Source organism: Enterobacter mori LMG 25706 (assembly GCF_000211415.1).
In the GTDB taxonomy this organism is placed as follows: Bacteria; Pseudomonadota; Gammaproteobacteria; order Enterobacterales; family Enterobacteriaceae; genus Enterobacter; species Enterobacter mori.
The window spans coordinates 367,606-384,850 of record NZ_GL890780.1; the positions used below are offsets into that span (position 1 = coordinate 367,606).

Below are 17,245 nucleotides of genomic sequence, written 5' to 3' on the forward strand. Positions count from 1 at the left end.
GAGGGGGATAAACAATTACTCGTCTTCTAACAGTGCTTCGTATGCGGTCGCATCCAGCAGCGCGGCAACCTGAGATTCGTCGCTGGCTTTGATCTTGAAGATCCAGCCGCCTTCATACGGCTCGCTGTTCACCAGCTCTGGCGAATCGCTCAGCGCGTCGTTAACGGCAACGATTTCACCGCTCACAGGAGCGTAGATGTCAGAAGCCGCTTTTACGGACTCCGCTACGGCGCAGTCGTCGCCCGCGCTAACGGTCGTGCCCACATCAGGCAGGTCAACAAACACCATGTCGCCCAGCAGCTCCTGCGCGTGCTCGGTGATCCCTACGGTGTAAGTGCCGTCCGCCTCTTTGCGCAGCCACTCATGTTCTTTGCTGTATTTCAGTTCTGCTGGCACATTGCTCATTGAAGTTCTCCTGATAAAAATGATTAGGCGACCGGCTTACCGGCGCGAACAAAAATCGGTTTGGTCACGTTGACCGGCATTTCGCGGTTGCGGATTTGCACTACCGCCGTTTCGCCAATGCCCGCCGGCACGCGTGCCAGTGCAATACTGTAGCCCAGCGTCGGGGAGAAGGTACCGCTGGTGATCACGCCTTCGCGATGATTGCCGTCGGCATCGGTGAAGCGCACCGGCAGTTCGCCGCGCAGCACGCCTTTTTCCGTCATCACCAGACCAACCAGCTGTTCAGTGCCCTTCTCGCGCTGCATCTCCAGCGCTTCACGGCCAATAAAGTCGCGGTCAGCCGGTTCCCACGCGATGGTCCAGCCCATATTGGCGGCCAGCGGAGAGACGCTTTCGTCCATCTCCTGACCGTAGAGGTTCATCCCCGCTTCCAGACGCAGCGTATCGCGCGCGCCCAGACCCGCAGGCTTCACGCCCGCTTCCACCAGCGCGCGCCAGAAATCAGCGGCCTTCTCGTTTGGCATCGCAATTTCGTAGCCCGCTTCACCGGTGTAGCCGGTGGTGGCGATAAACAGATCGCCCGCCTGCACGCCGAAGAACGGCTTCATGCCTTCGGTTGCTTTGCGCTGCTCGTCGGTAAACAGAGACGCGGCTTTCGCCTGCGCGTTAGGACCCTGCACGGCGATCAGCGACAGATCGTCACGGACGGTGATATCGATGGCATAAGGTTCGGCGTGTTGGGTGATCCAGGAGAGGTCTTTTTCGCGGGTGGCGGAGTTTACAACGAGGCGGAAGAAATCTTCAGTGAAGTAATAGACGATAAGGTCATCAATCACGCCGCCCGAGGCATTCAGCATGCCGGTGTAGAGCGCTTTGCCCGGCGTCTTCAGTTTAGCGACGTCGTTTGCCAGCAGATAACGCAAGAACTCCCGGGTGCGGCTACCGCGCAGATCGACAATCGTCATGTGTGACACGTCGAACATACCGGCATCGGTGCGCACCGCGTGGTGCTCATCAATCTGCGAGCCGTAGTGCAGCGGCATCATCCAGCCGTGGAAGTCCACCATGCGGGCGCCGCATAACACGTGTTGTTCGTACAAAGGAGTCTGTTGAGCCATCTTGTCCTCGTTGAAAAATTCACCGTGAAACCCGGTATCGGCCTCGTTCCCGAATGCCGACGCAAACGTTCTCTTTTACCTGAACTTACCACCGAAACCGGCGGTTAACCATAAGGTAAAACGGGCCATCACATTAGCTTATGACCAAAAAACGCTGAAAAGCCTACAGAGTTATTCACTGGAAAAATGCGATTAACCCCGCACAAAATTAGCAATAATCTAACAAGATTTAGCACATGGTGATATTTCGTGTGGAAAAACGGGCCGAATTTCCGCACCGGAAAAAAAGCGACATTAGTTAATCTAATGCGAAAAATGAGGTGGAATTAGATTATTTCAAACGAGGGAATTTCCCCGGCGCAGCGGCCGGGAAAATAAAGTGTGACGGGGATCTAAGCTCGCGCAGCCAGTCAGGGAGATCGTTAAGACCCATCGCCTGACGGAGAAGTTGAGGTTTGACGCCAGGAAGCGTATCGGCCAGTTTAAGACCGATATCGCGCAGCAGTTTTTTCGCCGGATTCGCCCCGGCAAACAGCTCGCGGAAGCCCTGCATCCCCGCCAGCATCATCGCCGCACTGTGCTTGCGGCTGCGCTCATAGCGACGCAGGTAGAGATGCTGACCAATATCTTTCCCTTCGCGATGCAGGCGACGCAGTTCTTCTACCAGCTCCGCCGCGTCCATAAAGCCAAGATTAACGCCCTGCCCGGCCAGCGGATGAATGGTATGGGCCGCATCGCCCACCAGCGCCAGACGGTGCGCCGCAAACTGACGCGCGTAGCGGCCGGTTAACGGGAACACCTGTCGCTCGCTTTCAAGCGTGCACAAGCCAAGGCGGTTATCAAACGCCATGCACAGCGCCTGGTTAAAAGCATCCGGCGTCGCCTCCTGCATCAGCTGCGCTTTTTCCGGCACCAGTGACCAGACGATAGAGCACAGGTGCGGATCGCTCAGCGGCAGGAACGCCAGAATGCCGTCGTTGTGGAAAATCTGGCGCGCCACGCCGCCGTGCGGCTCTTCGGTGCGGATCGTTGCCACCATCGCATGATGGCGGTAGTCCCAGAAGGTCAGCGGGATATCGGCTTTGTTGCGCAGCCAGGAGTTCGCACCGTCGGCACCGACCACCAGACGCGCGGTCAGCATGTCGCCGCTTTGCAGGGTGATAAACGCCTCGTTTTCACCCCATGCCACCTGCTGGATCTGCGCGGGCGCAACCAGCGTCACGTCGCTGCACTGCTGCGCTTTCTGCCACAGCGCGTGGTGGATCACCGCGTTTTCGATGATGTGACCCAGATGGCTATAACCCATGCTTTCATCGTCAAAGGCTATATGACCAAAGCTGTCTTTATCCCACACTTCCATGCCGTGATAGCAGCTGGCGCGCTGCGCCACAATATCTGCCCAGACGCCAAGGTGCGTCAGCAATTTCTCGCTGGCGGCATTGATCGCCGAGACGCGGAGTTCCGGCGGGGCATCCTGCGCGACGGGCTGTGGCGCTTTTTGCTCCAGCACGGCCACGCGAAGGCCGCTGCCCTGTAAACCGCAGGCCAGCGCCAGCCCGACCATACCGCCGCCAACAATGGCGACATCAACATTTTGCACGGTGATAACTCCTTAACGCGCGACCCAACCCAGGGTCCGCTGCGCCAGCACGTCACGTGCCGGAATGAACAGTTCCATCGCCATCAGCCCGAGATTGCGACCCGCAACCAGCGGTGCCCAGCGATTGGCAAACAGATGTACTAAACCATCGGTAACGCCGATTGTCGCCTCTTTATCGGCCTGGCGTCGCTTCTGGTAATGGCTAAGTACCGAATAAGCGCCACAATCTTTTTGCTCGCCCCATGCCATCGCCAGCGATTCCGCCAGGCTCATGACATCACGCAGCCCAAGGTTAAATCCTTGTCCGGCAATCGGATGTAATGTCTGCGCAGCGTTGCCGACCAGCGCCACGCGGTGAGATACAGACTGCGATGCGGTGGTTAACGACAGCGGATAGACTGCACGTCTCCCCGCATGGGTAATACGCCCGAGTCGCCAGCCGAAGGCTTTCTGCAGCTCGGTACAAAAACGTTCGTCGGACCAGGCCCGAACCTCTTCAGCTTTTTCCTGCGGATGACACCAGACAAGCGAACAGCGCCCGTCCGACATCGGCAGCATCGCCAGCGGGCCGTGCTGCGTGAAGCGCTCAAACGCCCGGCCGTTGTGCTCTGCTGCGGTCGCGACGTTCGCAATGACCGCGACCTGCCCGTAAGGCTGCTGCCGCCACGCTACGCCGCACTGCGTGCCGAGCGCCGAACGCGAGCCGTCCGCCGCCACCAGAAGCTGACCGTCGAGAACGGTGCCATTATCGAGCGCTACGCTCACCGCGTCTTCGCTGCGGCTAAAACTGGCGACGCGCGCCGGACAGTGTAGCGTGACGCCAGGCGCATCCTGTAACAGACGGAACAGACGCAGGCCAACGTCGTGGAGTTCAACAACCTGACCCAGCGCGTCGATACGGTAATCATGGGCATCCAGCGTCACAAAACCGGCATGCCCGCGATCGCTCACGTGCACGGTGTTAATTGCCGTGGCGCAATCGGCGATCGCCTGCCAGATGCCAATGCGGGATAGCTGCTGGCAGGTACCCTGCGCCAGGGCAATAGCGCGGGAATCAAAACCCGGATGATTCTTTGCCTGCGGCGCAACGGCTTCAACCAGATGTACCGGGAGCTGGCCCTTCGTCAAATGCGAAATGGCTAACGCCAGCGTGGCGCCGGTCATCCCGCCGCCCACGATGATCACGCTCATGCGCGTGCCGCTGCCATCAGCGCCTCAATATCATCGGCGTTCTTCACGACGGTTGCGGTCAGGTTTTCATTGCCGTTTTCGGTGATCACGATGTCGTCTTCGATGCGAATGCCGATCCCGCGGTATTGTTCCGGCACGTCAGCATCCGGCGCGATGTACAGACCCGGCTCAACGGTTAACACCATGCCAGGCTCCAGCACGCGTGAACGTTCAGGACCGTATGCGCCCACGTCATGCACATCCAGACCCAGCCAGTGGCTCAGGCCGTGCATAAAGTACGGACGATGGGCATTCTCGGTAATCAGCGTGTCGACGTCGCCCTTCAGAATGCCGAGTTTCACCAGACCCGTAATCATGATCCGCACCACTTCACCGGTGACATCCTGAATGGAGGTTCCCGGACGATATAACCTGAGCGCCGTTTCCAGGGATTCGAGCACGATGTCGTAAATTTCGCGCTGAGCAGGCGAGAATTTACCGTTCACCGGGAAGGTTCGGGTGATGTCGCCTGCGTAGCCCAGATACTCACACCCGGCGTCAATCAGCACCAGATCGCCGTCGCGCAGCGCACTTTCGTTTTCGGTGTAGTGCAGAATGCAGCCGTTTTCCCCGCCGCCAACGATGGTGTTGTAGGACGGGAAGCGCGCGCCGTGGCGGTTAAATTCGTGGTGAATTTCGCCCTCAAGCTGGTATTCGAACATGCCGGGACGGCACTTTTCCATGGCGCGAGTGTGCGCCAGGGCGCTGATTTCGCCCGCGCGGCGCAGTACGTTGAGCTCTTCCTCAGACTTAAACAGACGCATCTCATGCACGACCGGGCGCCAGTCTGTGAGCGTGGCGGGGGCTGACAGGTTCTGCCGCGAACCTTTACGCAGCTTATCCAGCGCGGTGAAGACAATCTCATCCGCATACGCATATTCGCCCTGGGCGTGATACAGCACGTCCAGACCGTTGAGCAGTTGGTAAAGCTGCTGGTTGATTTCGCTAAAGGCCAGCGCGCGGTCAACGCCCAGCTTCGCCGGGGCGGCCTCTTGCCCTAAGCGGCGGCCAAACCATATTTCGGCCGTCAGATCGCGCACGCGGTTGAAAATCACGCTGTGGTTGTGGGTGTCATTGCTCTTGATCAGCACCAGTACCGCTTCCGGCTCGTTAAACCCGGTGAAGTACCAAAAATCGCTGTTCTGGCGATAGGGGTATTCGCTGTCGGCACTGCGCGTCACTTCGGGCGCGGCAAAAATCAGGGCAGCGCTTCCCGGTTGCATGCTGGCTAACAGCGCCTGACGACGGCGCAAATACTCTTGATTCGAGATAACCATGACACCCTCCTGTGCGTTATTTTTCTTAATGTAAGGTTGGCTTGCGGACTTCCGGCGCGGTCGGCTGTGAACGCGTAAAGGTGTCGTGGCACAGCAGCGCCGCCACGCGCACGTATTCGATGATCTCTTCGAGGGACATTTCCAGCTCTTCCTGGTCTTCGTCCTCATCGTAGCCGAGCTGTGCAATATTACGCAGATCGTCGATCGCTTCACCCGCTTCGCCGGTCACTTTATCGAGCTTCGGCTGAGACACGCCCAGGCCCAGCAGATAATGGTTTACCCAACCCGCGAGCGCATCCGCGCGATCGAAGACGCTGACGTCGTCCCCATCAGGCAGAAAAAGCTGAAAAAGGAAGCCATCGTCTTCCAGCGAATCACTGGTCGTCGCGTGCATTTTACGCAGCGCTTCTGCCAGTTCGTGACCAAACGCCAGCCCTTCGTTCGTGAGGTCGTGGATCAGCGGCTGCCAGGAGCTGTCGCTGTTTCCGCCGCACAGCATGCCACTGATCAGACCGTGCATTTCGGCAGGGGTTAAACCCACTCCCTGCTGGTTCAGTAACTGGTTTAAATCCTTGTAACCAGGCATTTCGTTCTGTATAGACATGCGCATTCGTCATCATTGGGGGGATATTCATGATATGCTACCACTTTGGACCCTGGTGATACCAGAACAGGGCTTGTATCTTCACATCAGGGTAGCTATAGTGTCGCCCCTTCGCAGCCCCCGGGGCAGTAAGCGAAGGCAGCGCAGTCAATCAGCAGGAAGGTGGCATGTCTGCACAACCCGTCGATCTCCAGATTTTTGGCCGTTCACTGCGAGTGAATTGTCCACCTGAACAAAGGGATGCTTTGAATCAGGCTGCGGACGATTTGAATCAGCGGTTGCAAGATCTAAAAGAACGCACTAGAGTCACAAATACTGAGCAGCTGGTTTTCATCGCCGCGTTGAACATCAGCTATGAACTGACTCAGGAAAAAGCGAAGACCCGCGACTACGCGGCAAGCATGGAGCAGCGCATTAAAATGCTCCAGCAGACCATAGAACAGGCATTGCTTGATCAAGGTCGCAATCCCGAAAGACCGGGACCAAAGTTTGAATAACACTTCTCAGTTGACTATGGTAGAGTAACTGTGAAGACAAAATTTCTCTGAGATGTTCGCAAGCGGGCCAGTCCCCTGAGCCGATATTTCATACCACAAGAATGTGGCGCTCCATGGTTGGTGAGCATGCTCGGTCCGTCCGAGAAGCCTTAAAACTATGACGACACATTCACCTTGAACCAAGGGTTCAAGGGTTACAGCCTGCGGCGGCATCTCGGAGATTCCCTCTCTTTTCTTCTACCGACTACCATGACTCAATTCCCTGAAGTTTCTGCTTCACGCCAGGATATCCGTCAGTTAATTCGTCAGCGACGCCGTGCGTTAACCCCCGATCAGCAAGCGCATTTTGCCCAGCAGGCCGCCGCCCGTATGATGGCGTACCCCCCTGTCGTGATGGCGCACACCGTTGCGCTGTTTCTGTCATTTGACGGAGAGCTGGATACCCAGCCGCTGATAGAACAGCTCTGGCGCGCCGGGAAGAAGGTGTATCTGCCGGTGCTGCATCCGTTTAGCGACGGTAATCTGCTGTTTCTGCACTACCACCCGCACAGCGAGCTGGTGGTGAATCGCCTGAAAATCACCGAGCCGAAACTCGACGTCCGCGACGTGCTGCCGCTCTCTGAGCTGGACGTGCTGATCGCGCCGCTGGTGGCGTTTGATGAACAGGGCCAGCGTTTAGGGATGGGCGGCGGTTTTTATGACAGGACGCTGCAAAACTGGCAGCAGTACGGGCTACAGCCGGTGGGTTACGCGCATGATTGTCAGGGCGTGGAGGCGTTGCCGGTGGAGAAATGGGATGTGCCGCTGCCGGCGGTGATAACACCCAGTAAAACCTGGACCTGGTAGAATAAAGCCGGGTGGCGCTTACGCTTACCCGGCCTGCATAACCTCAACGTAGGTCGGGTAAGGCGCAGCCGCCACCCGACACCACAAACCGCCAATTAGTACAGCAGACGCGCGCGAATCGTCCCCTGAATCGCCTTCATGCTCTGCAGCGCTTTCTCGGCCACATCGTCATCCGCTTCGATATCAATAACCACATAGCCCATCTGCGAGTTGGTCTGCAGATACTGCGCGGCAATGTTAACGCCCTGCTCGGCAAAGATCTGGTTGATGGCGGTCAGCACGCCTGGACGGTTTTCGTGGATGTGCAGCAGACGACGACCGCCGTGCAGCGGCAGAGACACTTCCGGGAAGTTCACGGCAGAGAGCGTAGAACCGTTGTCGGAGTATTTGCTCAGCTTACCTGCTACTTCCAGACCGATATTCTCCTGCGCTTCCTGAGTCGAACCGCCGATGTGTGGCGTCAGAATAACGTTGTCGAACTCGCACAGCGGAGAGGTGAACGGATCGCTGTTGGTGGCGGGCTCCGTCGGGAACACGTCGATGGCCGCGCCCGCCAGATGCTTACGCTTCAGCGCATCCGCCAGTGCCGGGATATCAACAACCGTGCCGCGCGCGGCGTTGATCAGCAGTGAGCCCGGTTTCATCAGCGCCAGCTCTTCCGCGCCCATCATGTTCTTGGTGGAGGCATTTTCCGGCACGTGCAGGCTTACCACGTCGCTCATGTTCAGCAGGTCAGACAGATGTTGAACCTGGGTCGCATTTCCCAGCGGCAGCTTGCTTTCGATATCGTAGAAGAACACGTGCATACCCAGGGATTCCGCCAGAATACCGAGCTGCGTACCAATGTGGCCATAGCCGATAATCCCCAACTTTTTACCACGCGCTTCGAAAGAGCCGGACGCCAGTTTGTTCCACACGCCGCGGTGCGCCTTGGCGTTCGCTTCCGGAATGCCGCGGAGCAGCAGCAGCAGTTCGCCAATCACCAGCTCCGCCACGGAACGGGTGTTGGAGAACGGGGCGTTAAATACTGGAATACCGCGTTTGGCGGCAGCATTCAGGTCAACCTGGTTGGTACCGATGCAGAAGCAGCCGATAGCCACCAGCTTTTCCGCCGCGGCAATGACGTCTTCAGTCAGATGAGTACGGGATCGCAGGCCAATGAAGTGGGCATCACGGATGGACGCTTTCAGCTCTTCGGTATCGAGCGCGCCTTTGTGAAATTCGATGTTGGTGTAACCTGCCGCACGAAGGCTATCGATTGCTTTTTGATGCACGCCCTCGACCAGCAGGAATTTAATCTTGTCTTTCTCCAGTGATACCTTTGCCATTTACCCGACCCTGTTTTTGTCTGAACTGATGTTGTGCTGGATATGAATCCGCTGTAGCCAACATATCAAAAAAAACTATTGCAGCAATATGAACGTTTGCGTCGGCACTCTGAAGAAAAGTCATCTAGGATAAAATGTCAGAGGAAAATGCTATGGAAATTTACAAACGTGGCAGGATCGGCAAAAGAGGTTCAAAAACGTGATACAAGTCACCGAATTTAGCTTTTCAAAAATTTTTTAGCGGGGGGAGGACTCCCCCCGTCAGATCATTTTACGATGGTTTTCACGCCGTCAGCCGTGCCGATCAGCGCCACATCCGCGCCACGGTTGGCAAATAACCCTACGGTCACTACGCCAGGGATAGCGTTGATGGCATTTTCCAGTGCTACTGCGTCGAGGATTTCCAGACCGTGAACGTCGAGGATCACGTTACCGTTATCGGTGACTACGCCCTGACGATATTCCGGACGACCGCCCAGCTTCACCAACTGACGGGCAACTGCGCTACGGGCCATCGGGATCACTTCGACCGGCAGCGGGAAGTTCCCCAGGATGTCGACCTGCTTGGAGGCGTCCGCGATACAGATGAACTTGTCCGCTACAGAAGCGATGATCTTTTCACGCGTCAGCGCCGCGCCACCGCCCTTGATCATCTGCATATGGCCGTTGATCTCATCCGCGCCATCAACGTAAATGCCCAGACGATCCACTTCGTTGAGATCGAAAACGGTAATGCCGAGGCTTTTCAGCTTTTCCGTGGAAGCATCGGAGCTGGAAACCGCGCCCTCGATCTGCCCCTTCATCGTGCCCAGGGCATCGATAAAGTGTGCCGCCGTTGACCCCGTACCAACACCGACAATGGTACCCGGCTGTACGTACTGGAGAGCGGCCCATCCTACTGCTTTTTTCAGTTCATCCTGCGTCATGATCGTTTTGCCTGTGGTGTGAAAACTCAGGGCGCATTATAGAACACGTCGGATGGATTTCGTCTGCCACGAAGGGAAAATTGTGTCATAGTGCAGATTAAGCAAAATTAAGGAGTAAGCCAGAGCAATGAAACGTCCGGACTACAGAACACTACAGGCACTTGATGCGGTTATTCGTGAACGCGGTTTTGAGCGCGCGGCGCAGAAGTTGTGCATTACCCAGTCCGCCGTATCACAGCGTATCAAACAGCTTGAAAACATGTTCGGGCAACCCCTGCTGGTGCGTACCGTTCCGCCGCGTCCAACGGAGCAAGGGCAAAAGCTCCTCGCGCTGCTGCGTCAGGTTGAACTGCTGGAAGATGAGTGGCTGGGTGATGAACAAACGGGTTCCACGCCGCTGCTGCTGTCGCTGGCGGTGAACGCCGACAGTCTGGCAACCTGGCTGCTGCCTGCCCTTGCGCCAGTCCTGGCCGACTCCCCTATTCGACTGAATTTACAGGTAGAAGATGAAACCCGTACACAGGAGCGCCTGCGTCGTGGTGAAGTGGTTGGAGCGGTCAGTATCCAGCCTCAGGCACTGCCAAGCTGTCTTGTCGATCAGCTAGGTGCGCTGGACTACCTGTTTGTTGGCTCAAAAGCCTTTGCCGAGCGCTATTTCCCGAATGGCGTCACCCGCGCCGCGCTGCTGAAAGCCCCTGCCGTGGCGTTCGACCATCTGGATGATATGCACCAGGCGTTCCTGCAGCAAAACTTCGACCTCCCGCCGGGCAGCGTGCCGTGCCATATCGTGAACTCGTCCGAAGCCTTTGTGCAGCTTGCGCGTCAGGGCACCACCTGCTGCATGATCCCGCACCTGCAGATTGAGAGAGAGTTGAAAAGCGGTGAGCTGATTGACCTGACACCGGGGCTGTATCAGCGCCGGATGCTCTACTGGCACCGCTTTGCGCCGGAAAGCCGTATGATGCGCAACGTCACCGACGCGCTGCTGGCGTTCGGGCATAAGGTGTTGAGACAGGACTAATCGCTTGAATTCCCTCTCCCTGTGGGAGAGGGTTAGGGTGAGGGCAAATTACTGCGCCTTAGCCGCCTCAGTTTGCTGAGTTTGAGTTGGCTCCAGCTGGAACACCACATCCACCTGATCGTCGAACTGAATGGTTGGCTGCTCATAGGTTTCCTGAGCAGAAACCGGTGCAGCATCAGCCTTCATCATGCGTACCATCGGGCTTGGCTGGTAGTTAGAGACGTGGTAACGCACGCTGTAAACCGGGCCGAGCTTGCTCTTAAAGCCAGAAGCCAGCTGCTCCGCCTGATGGATTGCATCATCAATCGCGGCTTTACGCGCTTCGTCCTTGTATTTCTCCGGTTGCGCAACGCCCAGCGAGACGGAACGAATTTCATTCAGCCCCGCTTTTAACGCGCCATCAAGCAGCGAGTTCAGCTTATCAAGCTGACGCACGGTCACTTCCACGGTACGTACGGCACGGTAGCCTTTGAGAATGCTTTTCCCGTTCTGGTAGTCGTAATCAGGTTGGGTACGCAGGTTAGCGGAACTAATATCTTTTTTACCTACGCCATTCTGCTCGAGGAAAGAGAGATATTGCGCAACACGATCGTCAGCCTGCTTTTTAGCGGAGGCGGCATCTTTCGCGGCCACGTTCACTTCCATTGCCAGGGTTGCAACATCCGGTACCGCGTCCACGCCTGCGGTGCCTGAAGTGACGATGTGCGGGCCATTTGGCAATTCATTTGCCTGCACCGACACCGCACCTAAACTCACTAATGCCGCCAGGGCCATCACTTTAAACTTCACTGTCATTCCTCCATGTTGCGAAGAGTGCCCCCACATCAGGGCGCATGCCAGCAAGCTTAGCGGGTCTTGTTCAGATGTCCATAAGACAAACGCTTAGTTGAACAATCCCTGAACATGATGGATGCCCTCTTTTGCCAGCTGGAAAGCAATAAACCACATCACCAGACCGACCAGCGTATTGATGATGCGCTGAGCTTTAGCGGTACGCAAACGCGGGGCCAGCCATGCCGCCAGAATGGCGAGGCCGAAGAACCAGAGGAAGGAGGCGCTGACCGTACCGAGCGCAAACCAGCGCTTCGGCTCAACGTCCAGTTGTCCACCCAGGCTACCCAACACCACGAAAGTATCCAGATAAACATGCGGATTGAGCCAGGTCACCGCCAGCATGGTGACGATAATTTTCCAGCGGCCCTGCTTCATCACTTCGGCGCTCGCCAGCTCAAGGTTGCTGCTCATCGCCGTTTTCAGCGCACCGAATCCGTACCACAGCAGGAATGCCACGCCGCCCCAGGTCACCAGCGCCAGCAGCCATGGAGACTGCATCAATAGCGCGCTGCCACCAAAAATCCCGGCGCAAATCAGCAGCAAGTCACTGACAGCACACAGCAACGCGATCATCAGATGATACTGGCGGCGGATGCCCTGGTTCATCACGAACGCATTTTGTGGACCGAGAGGGAGGATCATGGCAGCACCTAATGCAAGGCCTTGAAAGTAATAGAATAACATGACGTAAATCTCTCAGAATTGTCTTTGGAGCAGACTATACTGTGAGAATACCATTAGAGGAAATTGATAATATTAATTGGGTATTAGCATGGCTAATAAAATAAAAGCCCGGTGGCGCTAACGCTTCCCGGGCCTACGGGAGACGTTATTCGGCTTCTTTTACTTTTTTGACGTTTACGTCCATCTGCGGGTACGGGAAGCTGATGCCGTTGGCGTCAAACTCGCGCTTAATGCGCTCCAGCACGTCCCAGTAGACGTTTTGCAGATCGCTGCTTTTGCTCCAGATACGCACCACGAAGTTAATGGATGACGCGCCCAGCTCGTTGAGGCGAACCGTCTGCTCTTTATCTTTCAGAATGCGATCGTCTGAAGCAATGATATTGCTAATCAGCGATTTTACCTGATCGATGTCGGAGTCATAGGCCACGCTGATAATCAGCTCATTACGACGCACCGGTTCACGGGAGAAGTTAATGATGTTGCCCGCGATGATTTTCCCGTTCGGTACCACCACGATACGGCCATCGACGGTACGCAGGGTGGTTGAGAAAATCTGCACTTGCAGCACGGTTCCGGCAATACCGCCAAGATCAACGTATTCACCCGAGCGGAACGGACGGAAGGTGACCAGCAGAACGCCTGCCGCCAGGTTTGAAAGTGAGCCCTGCAGCGCCAGACCAATAGCCAGACCAGCCGCACCGAGCACGGCGATGACGGATGCCGTCTGCACACCCACGCGACCCAGCGCCGCAATCAGCGTAAAGGCGATGATGCCATAACGCACCAGTGCGGAGAGGAAATCAGCCACCGTGGCGTCAATGTGACGGGCCAGCATCACGCGGTTGACCGCGTTCGATACGATACGCGCCACGATCATCCCGACGATGATGATGGCAATCGCCGCGACGATGTTCACGGCATAGCTCAGCAGCAGTGCCTGGTTGCGCACCAGCCAGTTACCGGCGTGATTGATGCTGTCTACAACATCGAGTTGTTCCATTTATTCTTCCTTTTGTTAAACCAAAACACAAAATCCATCCCCCATGGAGACAGGCAGGTCAGTAAAGGGTAAACAAAAAGCGCAAATATTGCCAAACAGATCACAAAAGCAGATGTTGCAGCATGTTGAAAACGCGAAAAAAAAGGCCCGCATTTGCGGGCCTTCTGATGCTGTTAGCAGCTCAAATTACAGAACGTCGATCGCGTTCAGTTCTTTGAATGCCTGCTCCAGACGGGTCACCATGGACGTCTGTGCAGCGCGCAGCCATACGCGTGGATCGTAGTATTTCTTGTTCGGCTGGTCTTCGCCTTTCGGGTTGCCCAGCTGACCCTGCAGGTAAGCTTCGTTGGTTTTGTAGTACTGCAGGATACCGTCCCATGTTGCCCACTGGGTGTCGGTATCGATGTTCATTTTCACTACGCCGTAGCTTACGGAGTCTTTGATTTCCTGAGCAGAAGAACCGGAACCGCCGTGGAAGACGAAGTTCAGGCTGTTGTGCGGCAGGTTGTGTTTCTTGGAAACGTATTCCTGAGAATCACGCAGGATGGTTGGGGTCAGAACCACGTTACCTGGTTTGTAAACGCCGTGTACGTTACCGAAGGACGCTGCAATGGTGAAGCGTGGGCTGATTTTGCTCAGCTCGGTGTAAGCGTAATCAACGTCTTCTGGCTGGGTGTACAGTGCAGAAGCGTCCATGTGGCTGTTGTCCACGCCGTCTTCTTCACCACCAGTGCAACCCAGTTCGATTTCCAGAGTCATGTCCATTTTGGACATACGCGCCAGGTATTTGGAGCAGATTTCGATGTTTTCGTGCAGTGACTCTTCAGACAGGTCAATCATGTGAGAAGAGAACAGTGGCTTACCGGTTGCCGCGAAGTGTTTTTCACCCGCGTCCAGCAGACCGTCGATCCACGGCAGCAGTTTCTTCGCGCAGTGGTCAGTGTGCAGGATAACTGGAACACCGTAGTGTTCAGCCATCTGGTGTACGTGGTGCGCACCAGAAATAGCACCCAGGATTGCAGCACCCTGAGGAACATCAGTTTTCACGCCTTTACCTGCGATGAACGCTGCGCCACCGTTAGAGAACTGAACGATAACTGGAGCTTTAACTTTGGCTGCAGTTTCCAGTACGGCGTTGATGGAGTCGGTACCCACGCAGTTAACTGCTGGCAGAGCGAAGTTGTTTTCTTTAGCTACCTGGAACACTTTCTGTACGTCATCACCAGTGATAACGCCAGGTTTTACGAAATCAAAAATTTTAGACATGTTGCTTAGTCCTGTATCTTCGGCCGTTAGAAAAGGTGCGTGCTCTTATAAGCGCGCTGAAAATTGGGCAGGTTTCCCTGCCCTTGAATGGCTTACTTCTTAGCGCGCTCTTCGAGCATTGCTACTGCTGGCAGTACTTTGCCTTCCACGAATTCGAGGAATGCGCCGCCACCAGTGGAGATGTAGGAGATCTTGTCAGCGATACCGAACAGGTCGATTGCTGCCAGGGTGTCACCACCGCCTGCGATAGAGAACGCTTCGCTGTCTGCGATTGCGTTAGCAACGATCTCCGTACCTTTGCGGAAGTTCGGGAATTCGAACACGCCAACAGGACCGTTCCACAGGATAGTTTTTGCGTTTTTCAGGATTTCAGCCAGTTTCTGTGCAGAAACGTCGCCCAGGTCCAGAATCTGCTCTTCATCTTTGATGTCATTTACAGATTTCAGGGTCGCGGTTGCGGTTTCGGAGAACTCGGTCGCTACGCGAACGTCAGTTGGAACCGGGATGTCACAGGTGGTCAGCAGGCGTTTGGCTTCGTCAACCAGGTCTGCTTCGTACAGGGATTTACCCACGTTGTGGCCCTGAGCGGCAACGAAGGTGTTCGCGATACCACCGCCAACGATCAGCTGGTCAGCGATTTTAGACAGGGAATCCAGAACGGTCAGTTTGGTAGAAACTTTAGAACCACCAACGATAGCCACCATTGGACGAGCCGGTTCTTTCAGTGCTTTACCCAGCGCTTCCAGTTCATCAGCCAGCAGAGGACCGGCACAGGCTACGTCCGCGAATTTACCGATACCGTGGGTTGACGCCTGCGCGCGGTGAGCCGTACCGAAGGCATCCATGACAAATACGTCGCACAGTGCAGCATATTTTTTAGACAGTGCTTCGTCGTCTTTCTTTTCGCCTTTGTTGAAGCGAACGTTTTCCAGAACAACCAGTTCACCGGCAGCCACTTCAACGCCGTCCAGGTAATCTTTCACCAGGCGAACCGGGCTGGACAGTTTGTCTTTCAGGTAATTAACAACCGGCAGCAGAGAGAACTCTTCGTTGTACTCGCCTTCAGTTGGACGACCCAGGTGGGAAGTGACCATCACTTTAGCGCCCTGCTTCAGAGCCAGTTCGATGGTTGGCAGAGATGCACGGATACGCGCGTCGCTGGTCACTTTGCCATCTTTAACCGGTACGTTCAGATCGGCACGGATGAAAACGCGTTTACCAGCCAGATCCAGATCGGTCATCTTAATTACAGACATGGTGAATCCTCTCGTTGATTCTTAAAGTTTTCCAGACGCACGATGCGTCTTACCTGAAACCTTGAGCGGCCATTGCTAACGTGGTGTCGAGCATTCGGTTAGCAAAGCCCCATTCGTTATCACACCAGACCAGCGTCTTGATAAGGTGTGCCCCACTGACGCGCGTTTGTGTGCCATCGACGATAGCGCTGTGCGGGTCGTGGTTAAAATCTACTGAGACCAACGGTAATTCCGTATAGTCAACTATACCATGAAATGCACCCTGTGCCGCTTTTTGCAGCAACAGGTTGACTTCACAGGCTTTTACCGGTTTTTTCACCGTCACACTGAGGTCGATTGCGGTCACGTTAATCGTCGGAACGCGCACGGCAATCGCTTCGAAACGGTCGTTAAACTGCGGGAAAATTCGGGTGATCCCTGCCGCCAGTTTCGTATCCACCGGGATGATTGACTGGCTCGCTGCGCGAGTGCGTCGTAAATCCGGATGGTAGGCGTCGATAACCTGCTGATCGTGCATGGCGGAGTGAATCGTGGTCACGGTGCCGGATTCAATGCCATACGCATCGTCTAACAGTTTGATGACCGGAATAATGCAGTTGGTGGTACAGGAGGCGTTGGAAACAATGCGGTGTTCGGCCTGCAGCTCATGCTGGTTAACGCCAAACACGACGGTCGCGTCGAGGTCGTTACTGCCGGGGTGAGAAAACAGGACTTTTTTTGCGCCTGCGGCCAGATGTGCTTCGCCATGTTCGCGGCTGCCGTAAACGCCGGTACAGTCAAGCACGATATCCACACCCAGTTCACGCCACGGTAGCCCGGCGATGCTGCTCTCATGCAGTACGCGGATGGCATCGTCGCCGACAAACAGCTGATCTCTTTCCTGGCGAACATCCCAGGCAAAGCGTCCGTGGCTGGTGTCATATTTCAACAAATGCGCCATGCCCGCAGCATCCGCCAGTTCGTTGATTGCTACCACGGTTATTTCCGCACGACGCCCGGATTCATATAAAGCACGAACCACGTTGCGCCCGATGCGACCGAAGCCATTAATCGCTACGCGTACGGTCATAGATCTCCTGCAAAGCTATCCCTGGGTTTGAGGTGGCTGAAAGAGTAATCCAGCGACGCCCGAAGGGGAATCCTTGCTGTCACAAACTGCGATTGATTGGTCAATTGTCGAACATTTAATCGACTGAAACGCTTCAGCAAGAATAAGCGAATTGGGGAATAAAAGGAATCTCTGTCCAGATGAATAAGCGGGCTATATGACTTGCATCACATTTTTGATGGAATAATTAACGACGAGATAAAAGCAAAACGGTAACCGAGAGGTTACCGTTTTTAGTGTTTGCA

The 17,245-nt window shown here is 55.6% G+C and carries 16 protein-coding genes, 1 other RNA gene and 1 pseudogene; 4 read left to right on the top strand and 14 right to left on the bottom strand.

All coding sequences use genetic code 11. The annotated features are described in order from the left end of the window. Positions 1-15 precede the first annotated feature (15 nt). The 6 genes and pseudogenes from gcvH to ENTMO_RS0119965 form a co-directional block, all read right to left on the bottom strand. Complete coding sequence (gene gcvH / locus ENTMO_RS0119940) at positions 16-405, bottom strand: glycine cleavage system protein GcvH (RefSeq protein WP_008499718.1); 390 nt, start codon at positions 403-405, stop codon at positions 16-18. A 23-nt stretch (positions 406-428) separates the two neighbouring features. Then, a complete protein-coding gene (gene gcvT, locus ENTMO_RS0119945) occupies positions 429-1,523 on the bottom strand; it encodes a glycine cleavage system aminomethyltransferase GcvT (RefSeq protein ID WP_010435344.1) in 1,095 nt (364 codons plus the stop codon). A 400-nt stretch (positions 1,524-1,923) separates the two neighbouring features. Continuing rightward, positions 1,924-3,123, bottom strand: a pseudogene (gene ubiI, locus ENTMO_RS0119950) (FAD-dependent 2-octaprenylphenol hydroxylase); the annotation flags it as partial. Between the two features lie 12 nt (positions 3,124-3,135). Continuing rightward, positions 3,136-4,314 carry a 2-octaprenyl-6-methoxyphenyl hydroxylase gene (ubiH, locus tag ENTMO_RS0119955; RefSeq protein WP_010435347.1) on the bottom strand — a complete coding sequence of 393 codons (1,179 nt, stop codon included), beginning with the start codon at positions 4,312-4,314 and terminating at the stop codon, positions 3,136-3,138. After that, positions 4,311-5,624: a Xaa-Pro aminopeptidase gene (gene pepP / locus ENTMO_RS0119960; protein WP_029485191.1), complete on the bottom strand. Its 1,314-nt coding sequence runs from the start codon at positions 5,622-5,624 to the stop codon at positions 4,311-4,313. The genes ubiH and pepP overlap by 4 nt, the downstream gene beginning before the upstream one ends. A gap of 31 nt (positions 5,625-5,655) precedes the next feature. Next, positions 5,656-6,234 (bottom strand): YecA/YgfB family protein, encoded by a 579-nt coding sequence (locus tag ENTMO_RS0119965; RefSeq protein ID WP_010435353.1) that lies wholly within the window; start codon positions 6,232-6,234, stop codon positions 5,656-5,658. A gap of 167 nt (positions 6,235-6,401) precedes the next feature. Here ENTMO_RS0119965 and zapA point away from each other — a divergent pair, with 167 nt between their 5' ends. The 3 genes from zapA (at position 6,402) to ENTMO_RS0119975 (ending at position 7,577) form a co-directional block, all read left to right on the top strand. Further along, positions 6,402-6,731, top strand: coding sequence for a cell division protein ZapA (gene zapA, locus ENTMO_RS0119970; protein WP_006811891.1), 330 nt, complete (start codon positions 6,402-6,404; stop codon positions 6,729-6,731). A gap of 41 nt (positions 6,732-6,772) precedes the next feature. After that, positions 6,773-6,956: non-coding RNA, 6S RNA (ssrS, locus tag ENTMO_RS25500), on the top strand. Positions 6,957-6,980: 24 nt separating this feature from the next. Then, positions 6,981-7,577 carry a 5-formyltetrahydrofolate cyclo-ligase gene (locus ENTMO_RS0119975; RefSeq protein WP_010435361.1) on the top strand — a complete coding sequence of 199 codons (597 nt, stop codon included), beginning with the start codon at positions 6,981-6,983 and terminating at the stop codon, positions 7,575-7,577. Between the two features lie 95 nt (positions 7,578-7,672). Here ENTMO_RS0119975 and serA read toward each other — a convergent pair whose 3' ends face one another. After that, positions 7,673-8,905: a phosphoglycerate dehydrogenase gene (gene serA / locus ENTMO_RS0119980; protein WP_010435363.1), complete on the bottom strand. Its 1,233-nt coding sequence runs from the start codon at positions 8,903-8,905 to the stop codon at positions 7,673-7,675. A 266-nt stretch (positions 8,906-9,171) separates the two neighbouring features. Then, complete coding sequence (gene rpiA, locus ENTMO_RS0119985) at positions 9,172-9,831, bottom strand: ribose-5-phosphate isomerase RpiA (protein WP_010435366.1); 660 nt, start codon at positions 9,829-9,831, stop codon at positions 9,172-9,174. 127 nt (positions 9,832-9,958) lie between these two features. Here rpiA and argP point away from each other — a divergent pair, with 127 nt between their 5' ends. Beyond that, on the top strand, positions 9,959-10,852 hold the full coding sequence (argP, locus tag ENTMO_RS0119990; RefSeq protein WP_006178395.1) for a DNA-binding transcriptional regulator ArgP: 894 nt from the start codon (positions 9,959-9,961) through the stop codon (positions 10,850-10,852). A gap of 48 nt (positions 10,853-10,900) precedes the next feature. On the opposite strand, the gene ENTMO_RS0119995 is transcribed toward argP, so the two are convergent. The 6 genes from ENTMO_RS0119995 to epd form a co-directional block, all read right to left on the bottom strand. Continuing rightward, a complete protein-coding gene (locus tag ENTMO_RS0119995) occupies positions 10,901-11,641 on the bottom strand; it encodes an oxidative stress defense protein (RefSeq protein ID WP_010435374.1) in 741 nt (246 codons plus the stop codon). A gap of 93 nt (positions 11,642-11,734) precedes the next feature. After that, entirely contained in the window at positions 11,735-12,370 is a 636-nt protein-coding gene (gene argO / locus ENTMO_RS0120000; protein WP_010435375.1) for an arginine exporter ArgO, read from the bottom strand. Between the two features lie 145 nt (positions 12,371-12,515). After that, positions 12,516-13,370 carry a small-conductance mechanosensitive channel MscS gene (locus ENTMO_RS0120005; protein WP_010435377.1) on the bottom strand — a complete coding sequence of 285 codons (855 nt, stop codon included), beginning with the start codon at positions 13,368-13,370 and terminating at the stop codon, positions 12,516-12,518. A 186-nt stretch (positions 13,371-13,556) separates the two neighbouring features. After that, entirely contained in the window at positions 13,557-14,636 is a 1,080-nt protein-coding gene (gene fbaA / locus ENTMO_RS0120010; protein WP_010435379.1) for a class II fructose-bisphosphate aldolase, read from the bottom strand. Between the two features lie 92 nt (positions 14,637-14,728). Continuing rightward, entirely contained in the window at positions 14,729-15,892 is a 1,164-nt protein-coding gene (pgk, locus tag ENTMO_RS0120015) for a phosphoglycerate kinase (RefSeq protein ID WP_010435381.1), read from the bottom strand. Positions 15,893-15,941: 49 nt separating this feature from the next. Continuing rightward, positions 15,942-16,961, bottom strand: a complete 1,020-nt coding sequence (epd, locus tag ENTMO_RS0120020) for an erythrose-4-phosphate dehydrogenase (protein WP_010435383.1) — start codon at positions 16,959-16,961, stop codon at positions 15,942-15,944. Positions 16,962-17,245 lie beyond the last annotated feature (284 nt).